Below are 16,292 nucleotides of genomic sequence, written 5' to 3' on the forward strand. Positions count from 1 at the left end.
GGGAAGACACCCCATGCTCCAAGGCAACATCCTCACCCCCCAGGGCTGGATGGTGGGCCGCCTGCACCTGCAGGAAGGCCGCATCCAGCGCATCGAAGGCTCCCTCGGCGACCCATCGCACAACGACCTGCCCTATCTCCTGCCCGGCTTCATCGACCTGCACGTCCACGGCGGCGGCGGCCACGACATCATGGAAGGCGCCGGCGCCTTTGCTGTCATTGCGCGCACGCACCTGCGCTTTGGCACCACCTCGCTGCTGGCCACCACCATGACGGCGCCGCGAGAAGAGATCAGCGTCGTGCTCGGCGCATTGGGCGACTACTGCCGGGCGCCGCGCGGCCTGGCGGCGCGCGTGCTGGGCGTGCACCTGGAAGGCCCGTTCATCAACTCCGGCAAGCTCGGCGCGCAGCCCAATTTCGCCCACGCCGCGGTGCTCGACGAAGTGGACGAATTCCTGCGCCTGGCACCGATCCGGGTCATCACTATCGCCCCGGAAATCGCCGGCCACCTGCCGCTGATCAGCGCATTGGCCGAGCGCGGCGTGCGCCTGCAGATCGGCCACACACTGGGCAGCTACGAGGACGGTGTGGCGGCCATGGAAGCCGGCGCCACCAGCTTCACCCACCTGTACAACGCGATGAGCGGGCTGCACCACCGCGAACCCGGCATGGTCGGTGCCGCATTGGCCCACGCGCAGTTCGCCGAGCTGATCCCCGACCTGCTGCACGTGCACCCCGGCGCCATCAAGGTCGCCCTGCGCTCGATCCCGTGCCTGTACTGCGTGACCGACTCCACTGCCGCCGCCGGCATGCCCGACGGTGAATACAAGCTGGGTAGCCATACCGTCACCAAGTGCCTGGGCGGCGTGCGCCTGCCCGACGGCACATTGGCCGGCAGCACGCTGACCATGGACCAGGCGCTGCGCAACCTGGTGAAGATCGGCCTGCCTATCGCCGAGGCCTCGCAGCGTCTCTCGCAGTTCCCCGCCGATTACCTGGGGCTGGCCGAGCGTGGTCGCCTCACACCCGGAGCCTGGGCCGACATTGTGCGCCTGGACCGTTCCCTGACCCTTGAGACCGTCTGGGTCGAAGGAGACCAGTTTGACCTCGCTGATGCTTGAAGAAGCGTTGTCCGCCGCCGATGTGGTGGCGCGCCAGTTGACCGTTCTGGACACCCGCCTGCCAGCGCTTGGCGAACGCCTGCGCGACGTCGCGCCGCAATTGGCGATGACCGTCGCCCGCGGCAGCTCCGATCACGCCGCCAGCTATTTCGCCTACCTCACCATGCAGCACACCGGCCTGCCGGTGGCCTCGCTACCGATGTCGGTGGTAACCCTGCGCCAGGCGCCGATGCAGGTGCACGGCCAGGTCGCCTTCGCCTTCTCCCAGTCCGGCCAGAGCCCGGATCTGGTCGACACCCTCAACCGCCTGCGCGAGCGCGGCGCGCTGACTGTCGCCCTGGTGAACGCCGAGCATTCACCGCTGGAGACTGCCGCACAGTTCACCGTACCGCTTTGCGCCGGCCCCGAACGCAGTGTCGCCGCCACCAAGAGCTTCATCGCCACCCTCAGCGCCGCCACCCGCCTGCTGGCCCACTGGCAACGCGACCAGGCCCTGCTCGAGGCAGGCGCGCGCCTCGCCGCCGATCTCCAACACGCCGCGGCGCTCGACTGGACGCCCGCTATCCACGCCCTGCGCGACTGCGAGCGACTGATGGTGATCGGTCGTGGCACTGGCTTCGCCGTCGCCCAGGAAGCCGCACTCAAATTCAAGGAAACCTCGGCGATCCAGGCCGAGGCCTTCAGCAGCGCCGAAGTCCGCCACGGTCCGATGGCCCTGGTGGACGAGCACTACCCGCTGCTCATCATCGCCCCGCGCGGCCCGGAACAGGCCGGCCTGCTGGCCCTGGCCGAGGACATGCGCCAGCGTGGCGCCCGCGTGCTGCTGGCCGCTCCAAACGACATCACCGGCCGCGACCTGCCACTGGCCACCGCCGCCCACCCAGCGCTGGACCCGATCCTGGCGATCCAGAGTTTCTACGTCATGGCCGCCGGCTTGTCCGAAGCACGCGGTATGAACCCGGACCAGCCGCGGCACCTGAGCAAGGTCACCCGCACTCACTGAGCGCAGCCACCATGAACAACAACAATCTGGCCCTCAAAGCCCCCTTGAGCGGGCCCGTGATGCCGCTCAGCCGGGTCCCCGATCCGGTGTTCTCCAGCGGCGCCATGGGCGACGGCATTGCCATCGACCCGCTGAACGACTGCCTGCATGCGCCCTGCGCCGGCGTGGTCATTCACCTTGCGCGAACCCGCCATGCCCTGACGCTGAAGGCCGACAACGGCGCCGAACTGCTGCTGCACCTGGGCCTGGATACCGTCCAGTTGCAGGGCCAGGGCTTCGAAGCCCTGGTGCAGGAAGGCTCACGGGTCGACGAAGGCCAGCCGTTGCTGCGCTTCGACCTGGACAAGGTGGCGCGCGGCAGCAAGAGCCTGATCACAGTGCTGATCGTCACCAACGGCGAAGGCTTCCAACTGCGTCCGCTGACCACCACGTCGGTGGAGGTCGGCGCGCCGCTGTTGCAACTCAGTCGGACCGGCACGACGCCCGCGTCCGACGAACGACACAGCGGCAGCAGCGAAACCCGTGGCCGCGTCCGCGTGGCACTGCACGGCGGCCTCCACGCCCGACCGGCCGCCTTGTTGCGCAAGACCGCGCAGGAGTTCTCCAGCCGCACCGAGCTGCATTTCGGCGGGCGCAGCGCCAGCATCGACAGTCTGGTCGGCATCATGGGGCTAGGCATCGCCGAACAGGACGAAGTCGAAGTGATCTGCCGCGGCCAGGACAGCGAAGCGGCGCTCTACGCCCTCTTGAAGACACTGGGCACCGCCGACGGCGAACCCCACCCGATTCCTGAGCCCGCTGTCTCCATTGCAGCGCCGCGCGGTGCGGACGAGCCCGGCGTGCTGAACGGCGTCTGCGCCTCTCCCGGCGTGTCCAGCGGCCCACTGGTGCGCCTGGGCACCATCCAGCTTCCGCCGGACGCCGGCGATGCCCGGCCGGACGAGCAGCACCGCGCATTGGACCTGGCCCTGGAGCGGGTTCGCGATGACGTTAGCGCCACCCTGCAACAGGCCGGGAAACACGGTCACTCAGACGAGGAAGCGATCTTCTCGGCCCACCTCGCTTTGCTGGAAGACCCCGGCCTGCTGGATGCCGCCGATCTGCTGATCGACCAGCGCGTCAGTGCCGCCCACGCCTGGCACCGCGCCGTGCAAGCGCAATGCGGCATTCTGCAGGCGCTGGGCAACCCGCTGCTGGCCGAGCGCGCCAATGACTTGCGAGACCTGGAGAAGCGCGTGCTGCGCGTCCTGCTCGGCAACGAGGGCGAACAGCCGGTCCCGGCAGGCAGTCTGGTGGCCGCCCATGAAATCACCCCGTCCGACCTCGGCCCGCTGGTCCGCGCTGGCGTCGCCGGCCTGTGCATGGCCGAAGGCGGCGCCACCTCCCACGTGGCCATCCTCGCCCGCGCCAAGGGCCTGCCCTGCCTGGTGGCCCTCGGCCCGCAACTGCTGGAGCTGGAAGAAGGCCGAACGCTGGTACTGGATGCCGATCAGGGCCGACTGGAATACAACCCCAGCGCCGAACGGATCGCCCAGGTTGCCGCCCAGCGAGAACAACGCGGGCAGACCCGCGAACGCCAACGCAAGCAGGCCCAGCAACCGGCCCTGACCCGTGACGGCCGACCTGTCGAAATCGGCGCCAACGTCGCCAATCCGGAAGAAGCCGCTGAAGCCTTCGCCGCCGGCGCCGATGGAGTCGGCCTGCTGCGCACCGAGTTCCTCTTCCTTGACCGTCAGCAGGCACCGAGCGAGCGGGAACAGCAGCACGCCTACCAGGACGTGCTGGACGCCATGGGCGAGCGCCGCGTGATCATCCGCACCATCGACGTCGGTGGTGACAAGCACCTCGCCTACCTGCCGCTGCCCACCGAGGAAAACCCGGCGCTGGGCCTGCGCGGCATCCGCCTCGGCCAGGCGCTGCCGCATCTGCTCGACCAGCAGTTGCGCGCACTGCTGCAGGTATCGCCGTTGCACCGCTGCCGTGTGCTGCTGCCCATGGTCAGCGAGGTGGGCGAACTGATCGCCATCCGCCAGCGCCTGGATCAGTTGGCGCAGGAGCTGCGCATCGAGCAACGCCCCGAACTGGGCGTGATGATCGAAGTACCCTCCGCCGCCCTGCTGGCCGACCAGTTGGCCGAGCACGCCGACTTTCTCTCCATCGGCACCAACGACCTGTCGCAGTACACCCTGGCCATGGACCGTTGCCATGCCGGGCTTGCCGCGCGCATCGACGCACTGCACCCGGCGCTGCTGCGGCTGGTCGCCCAGACCTGCGTCGGCGCCGCCCGCCATGGCCGCTGGGTCGGCGTCTGCGGCGCCCTGGCTTGCGAAGCTCTGGCCACGCCGGTGCTGATCGGACTGGGCGTGCAGGAACTCTCGGTGAGCCCCGGCCTGGTCGGCGAGATCAAGGCGCGGGTGCGTGAACTCGACGCCGAGGACTGCCGCCAGCGCAGCCAGGAACTGCTGGCCCTTGGCAGCGCCCGCGCCGTGCGGGAAGCCTGCGCACGCCTGTGGCCGCAGACCTGACGCCCCAGAACAAGAATCGGACTCAAACCATGACCACTGACCTGACCCAGACCGCACAAGGCCCGCGCCAGCTGCTCGCGCAGTTGTACGGCGCTTTCATCGAAACCCTGCAGCGCCTCGGGCGCGCCCTGATGCTGCCGATCGCGATTCTGCCCATCGCCGGCCTGCTGCTGCGCCTGGGCGACAAGGACCTGCTGAACATCCTGCTGATCCATGATGCCGGCAACGCGATCTTCGCCAACCTGGCATTGATCTTCGCCATCGGTATCTCCGTCGGCTTCGCCCGCGACAACAACGGCACCGCCGGCCTGGCGGGCGCCGTGGGCTACCTGGTGATGATGTCGACGCTCAACGCCATCGACCCCCACATCAACATGGGCGTGCTCTCGGGGATCATCAGCGGGCTGGTGGCCGGCGCGCTGTACAACCGCTTCAAGGACATCGCCCTGCCGCAGTACCTGGCGTTCTTCGGCGGCCGGCGCTTCGTGCCCATCGTCACCGGCCTCGCCGCGCTGGGCCTGGGCGTGCTGTTCGGACTGATCTGGCCGCCCGTCCAGAACATCATCGACAACCTGGGCACCCTGCTGGTGGGCAGCGGCAGCCTCGGCGCGTTCGCCTTCGGCGTGCTCAACCGCCTGCTGATCGTCACCGGCCTGCATCACATCCTCAACAACCTGATGTGGTTCGTCTTCGGCGCCTTCACCGATCCGGAAACCGGCCGGCAGATCACGGGCGACCTCGCCCGCTACTTCGCCGGCGATCCCAAGGGCGGCCAGTTCATGGCCGGCATGTTCCCGGTGATGATGTTCGGTCTCCCCGCCGCATGCCTGGCGATGTACCGCAATGCCCGTCCGGAACGGCGCAAGCTGGTCGGCGGCCTGCTGCTGTCGATGGCGCTGACCGCCTTCCTCACCGGCGTGACCGAGCCCATCGAGTTCGCCTTCATGTTCCTCGCGCCGCTGCTGTACCTGCTGCACGCGCTGCTGACCGGCCTGTCGATGGCCATCACCGACCTGCTGAACATCCGCCTGGGCTTCACCTTCTCCGGCGGCGCCATCGACCTGGCGCTGGGCTGGGGCAAGTCCACCAATGGCTGGATGCTCTGGCCGCTGGGCCTGTGCTATGCCGCTGCCTACTACTTCGTGTTCGATTTCTGCATCCGCCGCTTCCAGCTGAAGACGCCCGGCCGCGAGGAAATCGACGAGAACATTGGGAGCGAGACGACCGCCAGCATATCCGAGCAACGCGCACCGGCCTTCATCAAAGCGCTGGGCGGCGCCGCCAACCTGGAGGTCGTGGACGCCTGCACCACCCGCCTGCGCCTGAAACTGGCGGACCGGGGCAAAGCCTCCGACGCGCAGCTCAAGGCGCTGGGCGCGCTGGCCGTAGTCCGCCCCGGCAAGGCCGGCAGCCTGCAGGTGGTGGTCGGCCCGGAAGCGGACAGCATCGCCGACGAGATCCGCCGAGCGCTGCCGGTGGGCATCCTGCAGGAGAGTGCAGCCCAACCCGTGGAGGACTCCGACCAGCAACCGGGGGAACGCGTCTCGTCCCAGGAAGCCGGCGAATGGCTGCAGGCATTGGGTGGCCAGGACAATCTGCAAAGCGTGGAGGCCGTCGCGCTGACGCGTCTGCGGATAACCGTGAAGAACGGCCAGCAGTTGCAGCAAGGCCGCCTCACCGAGCTGGGTTGCCAGGGCGTCTGCCAGCTATCGGAAGGTATCTATCACCTGCTGGTGGGACCGCGCGCGGACGCGCTGGGACAAGCCCTCGGCAATCTGCGCGACTGATACCCGAGCATGAAAAAAGGCGCCTGCGGGCGCCTTTTTTCGCTCAGAACACCATGTCCGACAGCCGCCAGACCTCGAAGGCCGGGGTTTCGTACGGGTGGGCCTGCTTGAGGGCTTTCACCGAGTCATGAATCAACTCGTCGGCCACGACCATCTCGACTTTCCATTCGGCGACCTGCTCGACGCTGCCAGCCTGGCCGATGAACGGATTGCTGCCCTGCAAAGGGCGGAACTGTCCTTGTCCGAGCGCCTGCCAGCAACAGCTGTCATAGGCACCGATGCGTCCTGCACCGGCGGCGAACACCGCTTTCTTGACCGGCTCCAGATGGCTTTCCGGAACGTAGAAACACAGTTTGTACATCGGAGACTCCGATCGAAACAGGGACACAGCCATGACAATGAGAGCCACGGGTGACAAATGCTGCCACAAATAGTGGCACTTTGCCTCTTATGACTTACGGGTCAGGGTGCAAGTTCGACCGCAGGGAATCTGGCTTGTTCGTCTGTGAGTGACTTTGTACGAAATCTGTGACGGACTTCGATCTCACTTTCCACTGAAGCGTCGCCAGCGTTCTTTCAGACTCGGCTTAGCTGGCGCATGGGAGCCGTCGCAGAACGGCAGTTTCATCGATAGCCCGCAACGGCAGAGCAACAGGTGGCGCTCGCGCCCGACCGTCACTTGCAGCGAATCGGCACAGCTCGCTGTGGCATCCGGCAGGCTGGCGCACTCCCCGCAACGACACAGGCGCAGGACCTGTCCCGTCTCGACCGGACGAACCTCCGGAAGCCTCTGCTCCTCAGCCAAGATGCTCTGCTCCAGGGACGGCACAAGAAAAAAGGGGAAAGCCGAAGCTTTCCCCTTTCGCGCATCGCATCGGACCGGACTCAACTGACCCAGACGCGGGCATTGCGGAACATGCGCATCCAGCCGCCGTCCTCTTCCCACTCGTCCGGACGCCAGGAGTTCTGCACGGCGCGGAAAACCCGCTCCGGGTGCGGCATCATGATGGTGACGCGGCCGTCGCGGCTGGTCAGGCCGGTGATGCCACGCGGCGAGCCGTTCGGGTTGGCCGGGTAGCTTTCGGTGACCTTGCCCAGGTTGTCGACGAAACGCAGGGCCACGGTGCCGGACAGGTCGGCTTCCAGCAGCGCCTCCTCGCTCTCGAACTCCGCATGGCCTTCGCCGTGGGCGATGGCGATCGGCAGGCGCGAACCGGCCATGCCCTGCAGGAAGATCGATTGCGATTCCTGCACCTGGACCATCGCCACGCGCGCTTCGAACTGCTCGGAGCGATTGCGCACGAAGTGCGGCCAGAACTCGGTGCCGGGGATCAGCTCGTGCAGGTTGGACATCATCTGGCAACCGTTGCACACGCCGAGGGCGAAGCTGTCCTTGCGTTCGAAGAAGGCCTGGAAGCCATCGCGGGCACGGGCGTTGAACAGGATCGACTTGGCCCAGCCTTCGCCGGCGCCCAGTACGTCGCCGTAGGAGAAGCCGCCGCAGGCCACCAGGCCCTTGAACTGCTCCAGGCTGATGCGGCCGGAGAGGATGTCGCTCATGTGCACGTCGACGGCGGCAAAGCCGGCGCGGTCGAAGGCCGCGGCCATTTCCACCTGGCCGTTGACGCCCTGCTCGCGCAGGATGGCGATTTGCGGGCGCACGCCTTTCTTGATGTAGGGCGCGGCGATGTTGTCGTTAACGTCGAAGGTCAGCTTCACCGACAGGCCGGGGTTGGCTTCGTCGAGCAGACCGTCGAATTCCTGGTCGGCGCAGTCGACGTTGTCGCGCAGGCGCTGGATACGGTAGCTGGTCTCGCTCCAGATGCGCTGCAGGTTGCGGCGCTGGGCGCTGTAGACGCGCTCGCCGTTGAAGGAGAGCTCGATGTCGGCGCTATTGGCCGGCTGGCCGATGACCGCGACGCAGTCTTCCAGGCCGGCGGCGCTGAACTGGGCCAGCACTTCCGGAGTGGCACCACTGCGAACCTGGATCACGGCACCCAGTTCTTCGTTGAAGAGCGCAGCAACCAGCTCGTCGCGGCTTTCGGCCAGCGCGTCGAGGTTCAGGTCGAGGCCGCAATGACCGGCGAAGGCCATTTCCACCACGGTGGCCATCAGGCCGCCGTCGGAACGGTCGTGGTAGGCCAGCAGGTGGCCGTCGGCGTTCAGGCCCTGGATCACGGCGAAGAAGGCTTTCAGGTCTTCGGCATCGTCGACGTCCGGCGCGGCGCGGCCGATCTGGCCGTTGACCTGGGCGAGGATGGAGCCGCCCATGCGGTTCTTGCCACGGCCCAGGTCGATGACGATCAGGTCGGTTTCGCCCTTGTCCAGGCGCAGCTGCGGGGTCAGGGTCTTGCGCACGTCGTTGACCGGGGCAAAGCCGGAGATGATCAGCGACATCGGCGAGGTGACGCTCTTCTCGGCGTCGCCATCCTGCCAGCGGGTCTTCATGGACATGGAGTCCTTGCCCACCGGGATGGTGATGCCCAGCGCCGGGCACAGCTCCATGCCGACGGCCTTGACGGTGTCGTACAGGCGCGCGTCCTCGCCCGGGTGGCCGGCAGCGGCCATCCAGTTGGCGGAGAGCTTGATCTCGGAAATCTTGTCGATGCTCGCGGCGGCCAGGTTGGTGATGGTCTCGCCGATCGCCATGCGGCCGGAGGCCGGGGCGTCGATCACGGCCAGCGGAGTGCGCTCGCCCATGGCCATGGCTTCACCGGTGTAGACGTCGAAGCTGGTGGCGGTAACGGCACAATCGGCCACCGGTACCTGCCACGGGCCCACCAGTTGGTCGCGGGCAACCAGGCCGGTGATGGTGCGGTCGCCGATGGTGATCAGGAAGTTCTTGCTGGCCACGGCCGGGTGACGCAGCACACGCTCGGTGGATTCAGCGAGGTCCAGGCCGGCCGCAGCGAAGTCATCGCCCAGCTCGACTTCGCGGGTGACCGAACGGTGCATGCGCGGCGGCTTGCCGAGCAGCACTTCGAGCGGCATGTCCACCGGCTTGTTGCCGAAATGGCTGTCGGCGACGGTGAGTTGCTTCTCTTCCGTGGCCTCGCCGACCACGGCAAACGGGCAGCGCTCGCGTTCGCAGATGGCCTTGAAGGTCTCGAAGTCGGCGGCATCGACCGACATCACGTAGCGTTCCTGCGACTCGTTGCACCAGATTTCCAGCGGGCTCATGCCCGGCTCGTCGTTGGGCACGTTGCGCAGTTCGAAGCGGCCACCACGGCCGCCGTCGTTGATCAGTTCCGGCAGGGCATTGGAGATGCCGCCCGCGCCCACGTCGTGGATGAACTTGATCGGGTTGTTCTCGCCCATCTGCCAGCAGCGGTCGATGACCTCCTGGCAGCGGCGTTCCATTTCCGGGTTCTCGCGTTGCACCGAGGCGAAGTCCAGGTCGGCGGCGGAAGCGCCGGTGGCCATGGAGGACGCGGCGCCGCCGCCCAGGCCGATCAGCATGGCGGGGCCGCCGAGCACGATGAGCTTGGCGCCGACCGAGATCTCGCCCTTCTGCACGTGATCTTCGCGGATGTTGCCCATGCCGCCGGCGATCATGATCGGCTTGTGGTAACCACGGACTTCTTCACCGCGCGGTGTGGCGATGGCCTGTTCGAAGGTACGGAAGTAACCGGCCAGGTTCGGACGGCCGAATTCGTTGTTGAACGCGGCGCCGCCCAGCGGGCCTTCGATCATGATGTCCAGCGGGGTGACGATGCGCTCGGGCTTGCCGTAGGGCACTTCCCAAGGCTGCTCGAAACCGGGGATGTTCAAGTTGGAGACGGTAAAGCCGACCAGGCCGGCTTTTGGCTTGGCGCCACGGCCGGTCGCGCCTTCGTCGCGGATCTCGCCGCCGGAGCCGGTGGAGGCGCCGGGGAAAGGAGCAATGGCGGTCGGGTGGTTGTGGGTCTCCACCTTCATCAGGATGTGCACCGGCTCTTCGCTGGCGCCGTACTGGCGAGTCTCGGCGTTCGGGTAGAAACGCCCGGCGACGAAGCCCTTCATCACCGCGGCGTTGTCCTTGTAAGCGGACAGGACGCCTTCGCGGTGCATTTCATAGGTGTTCTTGATCATGCCGAACAGGCTCTTGTCCTGAGCCTGGCCGTCGATGTCCCAACTGGCGTTGAAGATCTTGTGGCGGCAGTGTTCGGAGTTGGCCTGGGCGAACATCATCAGCTCGACGTCGTGCGGGTTGCGGCCCAGCTCGACGAAGCTTTTCACCAGGTAGTCGATCTCGTCTTCGGCCAGGGCCAGGCCCAGGTCGAGGTTGGCCTTCTCCAGCGCGGCGCGACCGCCGGCGAGGATGTCCACCACGGTCAGCGGCTTGGGCTGGGCGTGGCTGAACAGGGCGGAAGCTTCTTCGAGCTGGTTCAGGACCAGCTGGGTCATGCGGTCATGCAGGCGGGCGGAGACGGCTTGCGCCTCGGCCTCGCTCAGCTCGCCGCTGACGTAGTAGGCGATGCCGCGCTCGATGCGCTCGATCTTGGCCAGGCCGCAGTTGCGGGCAATGTCCGACGCCTTGCTCGACCAGGGCGAGATGGTGCCGAAGCGTGGCACTACCAGGAACAGGCGACCGGCGGGTTCCTGTACCGGCACGCTCGGACCGTATTTCAGCAGGCGGGCGAGGACCTGCTCTTCCTCGGCGTTGAGGGCTCCGGTGACCTCGGCGAAGTGCGCAAACTCGGCATACAGCCCGGTGACGGCGGGTACATGCTGGGTCAGCAGGTCGAGCAGTTTGCCGTGGCGGAAAGCGGAAAGGGCGGGAGCACCGCGCAGGATCAGCATTGTCGGAACAGCCTCTGGAGACGGGGAAGTATGTGGGGCCGGGCGGGCCGGCCCACAGAGGCCGTGCATTCTACCGTAAAGCGCGGGGCGGCGGCACCTTTCAAGCACCTTCCTTGCCGCTACTCCGGCGGAAATCGCCATTCATCTTCGAACGCCTTCGAGCCGCCTGGGGAAAATCCCGCGGCAGCGGGCTTCGCCACGAAAAATGCCGACGAACGGCGTCCCAGCTAGCAGAGAAGCTTCGAGCTGTCGAGATATGGCGCACAACGGCCTTTGCGTATACTGCCCTGATGCTTGCCCTGACTGTGTCCCGTGTGCGCTGCACCGCCTGGATCTTGGCGACCTGTATCTTTCTGCTGCTTTCTGGCTGTAGCGAGGCGAAAGCCCCGACGGCCCTTGAGCGCGTGCAGAAGGACGGCGTGCTGCGCGTGATCACCCGCAACAGTCCGGCCACCTACTTCCAGGACCGCAACGGCGATACCGGCTTCGAATACGAGCTGGCCAAACGTTTCGCCGACAGCCTGGGTGTGCAGCTGCAGATCGAAACCGCCGACAACATCGACGACCTCTACGACCGCATCGGCCGCGACGGCGGGCCGAACCTGGCGGCCGCCGGCCTGACGCCGGGCGGCGAGCGTGACGGCCAGGTGCGCTACTCGCACTCCTATCTCGACGTCACCCCGCAGGTCGTCTACCGCAACGGTGCGCAGCGCCCTACCCGCCCCGAAGACCTGGTGGGCAAGCGCATCGTCGTCTTGAAGGGCAGCAGCCATGCCGGGCAACTGGCCGAGCTGAAGAAGCAGTACCCCAAGCTGGAATACCGCGAATCCGACGCCGACGAAATGGTCGACCTGCTGCGCATGGTGGATGTGGGCGAGATCGACCTGACGCTGGTGGATTCCAACGAGCTGGCGATGAACCAGGTGTATTTCCCCAACGTCCGCGTCGCCTTCGACCTCGGCGATGCCAAGGGCCTGGCCTGGGCACTGCCGGCCGGCGATGACAACAGCCTGATCGAGAAGGTCAACGCCTTCCTCGACAAGGCCAAGCAGGACGGCCTGCTGCAACGTCTGAAGGATCGCTACTACGGCCACGTGGACGTCCTGGGCTACGTCGGCGCGTACACCTTCGCCCAGCACCTGCAGCAGCGTCTGCCCAAGTACGAGCAGCACTTCCGCCAGAGCGGCACCAAGCTCGAGGCAGACTGGCGCCTGCTGGCCGCCATCGGCTACCAGGAATCCATGTGGCAGCCCGACGCGACGTCCAAGACCGGCGTGCGTGGCCTGATGATGCTGACCAACCGCACCGCCCAGGCCATGGGCGTGGCCAACCGCCTGGACCCCAAGCAGAGCATCCAGGGCGGCAGCAAGTATTACGTGCAGATCAAGGACGAGTTGCCGGACAGCATCAAGGACCCGGACCGCATGTGGTTCGCCCTGGCCGCCTACAACATCGGCGGCGCCCACCTGGACGACGCCCGAAAGATGGCCGAGCAGGAAGGCCTGAACCCGAACAAGTGGCTCGACGTAAAGAAGATGCTGCCGCGCCTGGCGCAGAAGCAGTACTACCGCAAGACGCGCTACGGCTACGCACGCGGCGGCGAGACCGTGCACTTCGTGCAGAACGTGCGCCGCTACTACGACATCCTCACCTGGGTGACCCAGCCGCAAATGGAAGGCGGCCAGCTCGCCGAAAGCGGCCTGCACCTGCCGGGCGTGAACAAGACCAAGCCTGAAGATGACGAAGGGCGGGATCAGAAGCTCTGAGGCCTGGTCAGATCAATTCGCTGTCCGCGATAGGCTTGGCGTTGCGCCGTTCGCGAGCAAGCTCGCTCCTACGAAGAGCCAATGCCCCGCCCGCCCCTGGCTTTGGCTTTGGCTTTGGCTTTTAAAGACTTCCAGCAAAACATCCGCGCACGCCAAATGGCCCCGTTCAGGAGGCCTCGTTGAAGCGGAGTTTCAGGGGTTGAGCGGCATGGATGCCGCGAGAGCCGCGATGGGCCAGGGATGGCCCTTCGCGGCGTGCCCCTGAAACTTCGTTTCAACGAGGGAATTTTTCGCCTAAGCGAAAAACCGGATGTCCGGGGCAAGACCTTTGCTTACTTTGGGTCGTTTGCCAAAGTAAGTCGCCCGAGGGGGCGAAACACAATGCTTGCGCGCATACCTATGCGGCGCAGAAACACCCGATCAGAAGCAGCCACCCAGCCGCATCAAAACAAAATGCACCGCATAGCAAAGCTCAGCCCTTGCGCCGCGCCTTGAAGAACGCCGAGAGCATCGCGCTGCATTCCTCCCCCAACACCCCGCCCTCCACCAGCACCCGGTGATTGAGGAAGTCCTGCTCGAAGAAATTGCCACGGCTGACCACCACGCCGGATTTCGGCTCGGTGGCGCCGAACACCACGCGCTGGATGCGTGAGTGCACCAGCAGGCCAGCACACATGCTGCAGGGCTCGAGCGTCACATAAAGAGTGCTGCCCGGCAGGCGGTAATTCTGCGCGGCGGCGGCGGCTTCGCGAATGGCGACCATTTCGGCATGGGCGCTGGGATCGCATGAGGTGATCGGCCGGTTGAAACCGCGGCCGATGACCTGGCCGTCCAGCACCAGCACGGCGCCCACCGGCACTTCGCCCAGCGCCGCGCCCCGCTCGGCCAGCGCCATGGCTTCGCGCATGAAGGGGATATCCTGGCTGCGGTCGATGACCGGCACCAGTCCCTTCACCGTCGGGTGCCCCTTGCTGTTGGTCAGCCGCACCATGCCTCACCCACCGCGATGGTTCCCATCAAGCCGGTCTCCATGTGATCGATCACGTGGCAGTGGAACATCCACAGGCCGGGGTTATCCGCCACCAGCGCCACACGCGCCGTTTCATTCTTGCCCAGCAGGTAGGTGTCGGTGAAGTACGGGATGATGTCCCGGCGATCCGAATCCAGCACCTTGAAGGCCATGCCGTGCAGGTGGATCGGGTGCTGGTACTGGGTCATGTTGCGCAGCACGAAGATGTAGCTGTTGCCTTCCTTGAGCTTCGCCAGCGGCGGTGCGTTGTGCTTGTGCTCCTCTCCGCCCTGCCAGGCCACGCCGTTGATCTGCCACAGCGAAGGCACCGACTGGCCCTTGGAGTAGTCGGACATGGCGCCGACCCATTCGAACTTGAAGTTGATGGTCTCGGCGTTCTTCAGGTCCGGCTCGGCTACCGGGTTGTGCGGCAACGGAGCCGGCCACTGCGCGGTCGGCGCCTTGGTGTTGGCCACGCCACGGATGGTCGCCAGGCGCACCGGACCGTTGCGCAGCGACAGCTCGGCACCTTCCGCCGGGCCACGGATGCCCAGCTCCAGACGCATGCCCGGGCCGATCCAGTACTGGTCGTTAGGGCCCTTGCCGAAGTCGCGCGGCGCCACCGGATGGCCGTCGATGGCGTAGATCTTCGCCTCGGCACCCGGCAGGTTGAGGCGGTAGGTCACGGTGTTGTCGACGTTGAGGATCCGCACCCGGACAATCTCGCCGGCCGGCAATTCGATCACCGGCGTGCGTTCGCCGTTGATGGTCGACAGGCGCCCGCGAGTGCCTTCGCGTGCAGCCTCGCGCGGTACGCTGAAGGGCGTGAAATTCCCCTCCTCGTCCACATGCCAGGTCTTCAGGCAGAGGATCTTCTCGCGGGTGAACTCGCTCGGCTCGCGCTCGTCGATGATCAGCGGCCCGACCAGGCCGCGGCCCAGCTGCTCGCTGCTCATCAGGTGCGGGTGGTACCAGTAGCTGCCGGCATCCGGGGTCTTGAACTGGTAGACGAAGCTCTCCCCCGGCTGCACCGGCGGCTGCGAGATGTAGGGAACGCCGTCCATCTCGATGGGCAGGCGGATGCCGTGCCAATGGATGGTGGTCGGCTCGTCCAGCTTGTTGGTGAAGCGCACCCGCAGCCAGTCACCCTGGCGCGCGCGGATTTCGACGCCGGGAGCCTGGCCGCCATAGCCAAGGCCAGGGGTCTTGTGGCCGGGCACCAGCTCCAGGTCCAGCGGGGCGGCGATCAGTTCGTAATCGTGCTCGGCGGCGACTTCCGGGCGCGCCAGCCAAAGGCGCGCACCACCGGTGCCGAGGCCGAGCACGGCCAGGCCGGCGAGGCCGCCGAGTACTTGTCTACGGGTAAAAGCCATGGAGTCCCCCGGAAAACTGAGGATTTTAAATGCTAAATCTTCTCATTTCATTAAGAAATTGAACGAGGAGCCGAGTGCGTGCTTATGTCGCTGGCGTCGCCGGGAAATAGCATCAGCAGTGCTAAGAGCGAAGTCTCACCGCGGCGGCGCCAACCACGCCCTGCGCAGTGCCAATTATCTTGCCACGGTGCACTGCTCTACCATCAATGAGTGGAATAATCCGCCAGTTGATCAAGTAGGCTCATTTGCTCATTGATTCGACGGGCGTTCTCATGTTCCAACTCTGCGGGAATAGGTGTATCCCCCCTGTTTTCGTGGGGTAGCTGGTCGGCTGGGGAGGGATATCCGAGGAAACCACACAATTCATCCCATCCATCACCGGAGTCAAAACTTATTTCCAGCAAAAGATGCTCCGCACCCTGTTCGGCGAAGAACTCCCTTACTTCAATATTATGTTTCTCGTACAACTCAAGATGGTAATTCTCCATGCCGTGAGGGTAGTTGTACCCATAGGCCAATAACCGGCAATGTTTGTCTACGGGCGTCCTCAGGCTATGGCGCTTCAGACTGTTCAGCCACGACTGCGAAGAACGTCTCTTAGTGAGGATGTAACGAGCGGTATCTCCATAGCGAGCGAATAGCTCCTTGTACATCAGGGGCCAAGGCCAATCCTCGAAGGTCTGGTTGGCGTCAGACACCGCGAACACATCTTCGAGACGCCCCTCTCTGTACCGCGCCAGCAGATCACGCCTGACCGAAACATGATTCTGGAAGCCCAGCTTCTGAAGACATATGGCCAGCGTGGTAGTCCCCGTCTTGTTCAGCCCTATTCCAAATACCTTATATGTTTCCATGAACTTCTTCTGTGTCATCCACTAACAACCAAAACCCATGCATCAGCTTCGCAGCAAAAAACCGGCCGATCTT

At 65.6% G+C, this 16,292-nt stretch carries 11 protein-coding genes; 5 read left to right on the forward strand and 6 right to left on the reverse strand.

Annotated elements, in window-relative coordinates:
* Positions 1–13 precede the first annotated feature (13 nt).
* The 4 genes from nagA to nagE all read left to right on the forward strand — a co-directional run bounded on the left by nagA (position 14) and on the right by nagE (position 6,435).
* Complete coding sequence (gene nagA / locus C167_RS0131245) at positions 14–1,120, forward strand: N-acetylglucosamine-6-phosphate deacetylase (protein WP_017522250.1); 1,107 nt, start codon at positions 14–16, stop codon at positions 1,118–1,120.
* Positions 1,101–2,123: an SIS domain-containing protein gene (locus tag C167_RS0131250; protein ID WP_017522251.1), complete on the forward strand. Its 1,023-nt coding sequence runs from the start codon at positions 1,101–1,103 to the stop codon at positions 2,121–2,123. The genes nagA and C167_RS0131250 overlap by 20 nt, the downstream gene beginning before the upstream one ends.
* 11 nt (positions 2,124–2,134) lie before the next feature.
* On the forward strand, positions 2,135–4,648 hold the full coding sequence (gene ptsP, locus C167_RS0131255) for a phosphoenolpyruvate--protein phosphotransferase (RefSeq protein ID WP_017522252.1): 2,514 nt from the start codon (positions 2,135–2,137) through the stop codon (positions 4,646–4,648).
* 131 nt (positions 4,649–4,779) lie between these two features.
* On the forward strand, positions 4,780–6,435 hold the full coding sequence (nagE, locus tag C167_RS0131260) for an N-acetylglucosamine-specific PTS transporter subunit IIBC (RefSeq protein WP_235154371.1): 1,656 nt from the start codon (positions 4,780–4,782) through the stop codon (positions 6,433–6,435).
* Positions 6,436–6,478: 43 nt separating this feature from the next.
* Here nagE and C167_RS0131265 read toward each other — a convergent pair whose 3' ends face one another.
* From C167_RS0131265 to purL, 3 genes are all read right to left on the reverse strand, one after another.
* Positions 6,479–6,796, reverse strand: coding sequence for a YqfO family protein (locus tag C167_RS0131265; RefSeq protein ID WP_017522254.1), 318 nt, complete (start codon positions 6,794–6,796; stop codon positions 6,479–6,481).
* A gap of 183 nt (positions 6,797–6,979) precedes the next feature.
* A complete protein-coding gene (locus C167_RS35400; RefSeq protein WP_327138564.1) occupies positions 6,980–7,381 on the reverse strand; it encodes a CDGSH iron-sulfur domain-containing protein in 402 nt (133 codons plus the stop codon).
* Positions 7,321–11,217 (reverse strand): phosphoribosylformylglycinamidine synthase, encoded by a 3,897-nt coding sequence (purL, locus tag C167_RS0131270; protein ID WP_017522255.1) that lies wholly within the window; start codon positions 11,215–11,217, stop codon positions 7,321–7,323. The genes C167_RS35400 and purL overlap by 61 nt, the downstream gene beginning before the upstream one ends.
* Positions 11,218–11,507: 290 nt before the next feature.
* Here purL and mltF point away from each other — a divergent pair, with 290 nt between their 5' ends.
* Positions 11,508–12,983, forward strand: a complete 1,476-nt coding sequence (gene mltF / locus C167_RS0131275) for a membrane-bound lytic murein transglycosylase MltF (protein WP_017522256.1) — start codon at positions 11,508–11,510, stop codon at positions 12,981–12,983.
* 472 nt (positions 12,984–13,455) lie between these two features.
* Here the strand turns inward: mltF and tadA are convergent, their stop codons facing one another.
* The 3 genes from tadA to C167_RS0131290 all read right to left on the reverse strand — a co-directional run bounded on the left by tadA (position 13,456) and on the right by C167_RS0131290 (position 16,219).
* Positions 13,456–13,974 carry a tRNA adenosine(34) deaminase TadA gene (gene tadA, locus C167_RS0131280; protein WP_017522257.1) on the reverse strand — a complete coding sequence of 173 codons (519 nt, stop codon included), beginning with the start codon at positions 13,972–13,974 and terminating at the stop codon, positions 13,456–13,458.
* Positions 13,962–15,365, reverse strand: a complete 1,404-nt coding sequence (locus C167_RS0131285; RefSeq protein WP_017522258.1) for a multicopper oxidase family protein — start codon at positions 15,363–15,365, stop codon at positions 13,962–13,964. Before C167_RS0131285 ends, tadA begins: the two co-directional genes overlap by 13 nt.
* A 203-nt stretch (positions 15,366–15,568) precedes the next feature.
* Complete coding sequence (locus C167_RS0131290; protein ID WP_017522259.1) at positions 15,569–16,219, reverse strand: sulfotransferase; 651 nt, start codon at positions 16,217–16,219, stop codon at positions 15,569–15,571.
* Between the last annotated feature and the right edge of the window lie 73 nt (positions 16,220–16,292).

This window comes from Pseudomonas nitroreducens TX1 (assembly GCF_000313755.1).
Lineage (GTDB): Bacteria > Pseudomonadota > Gammaproteobacteria > Pseudomonadales > Pseudomonadaceae > Pseudomonas > Pseudomonas nitroreducens_A.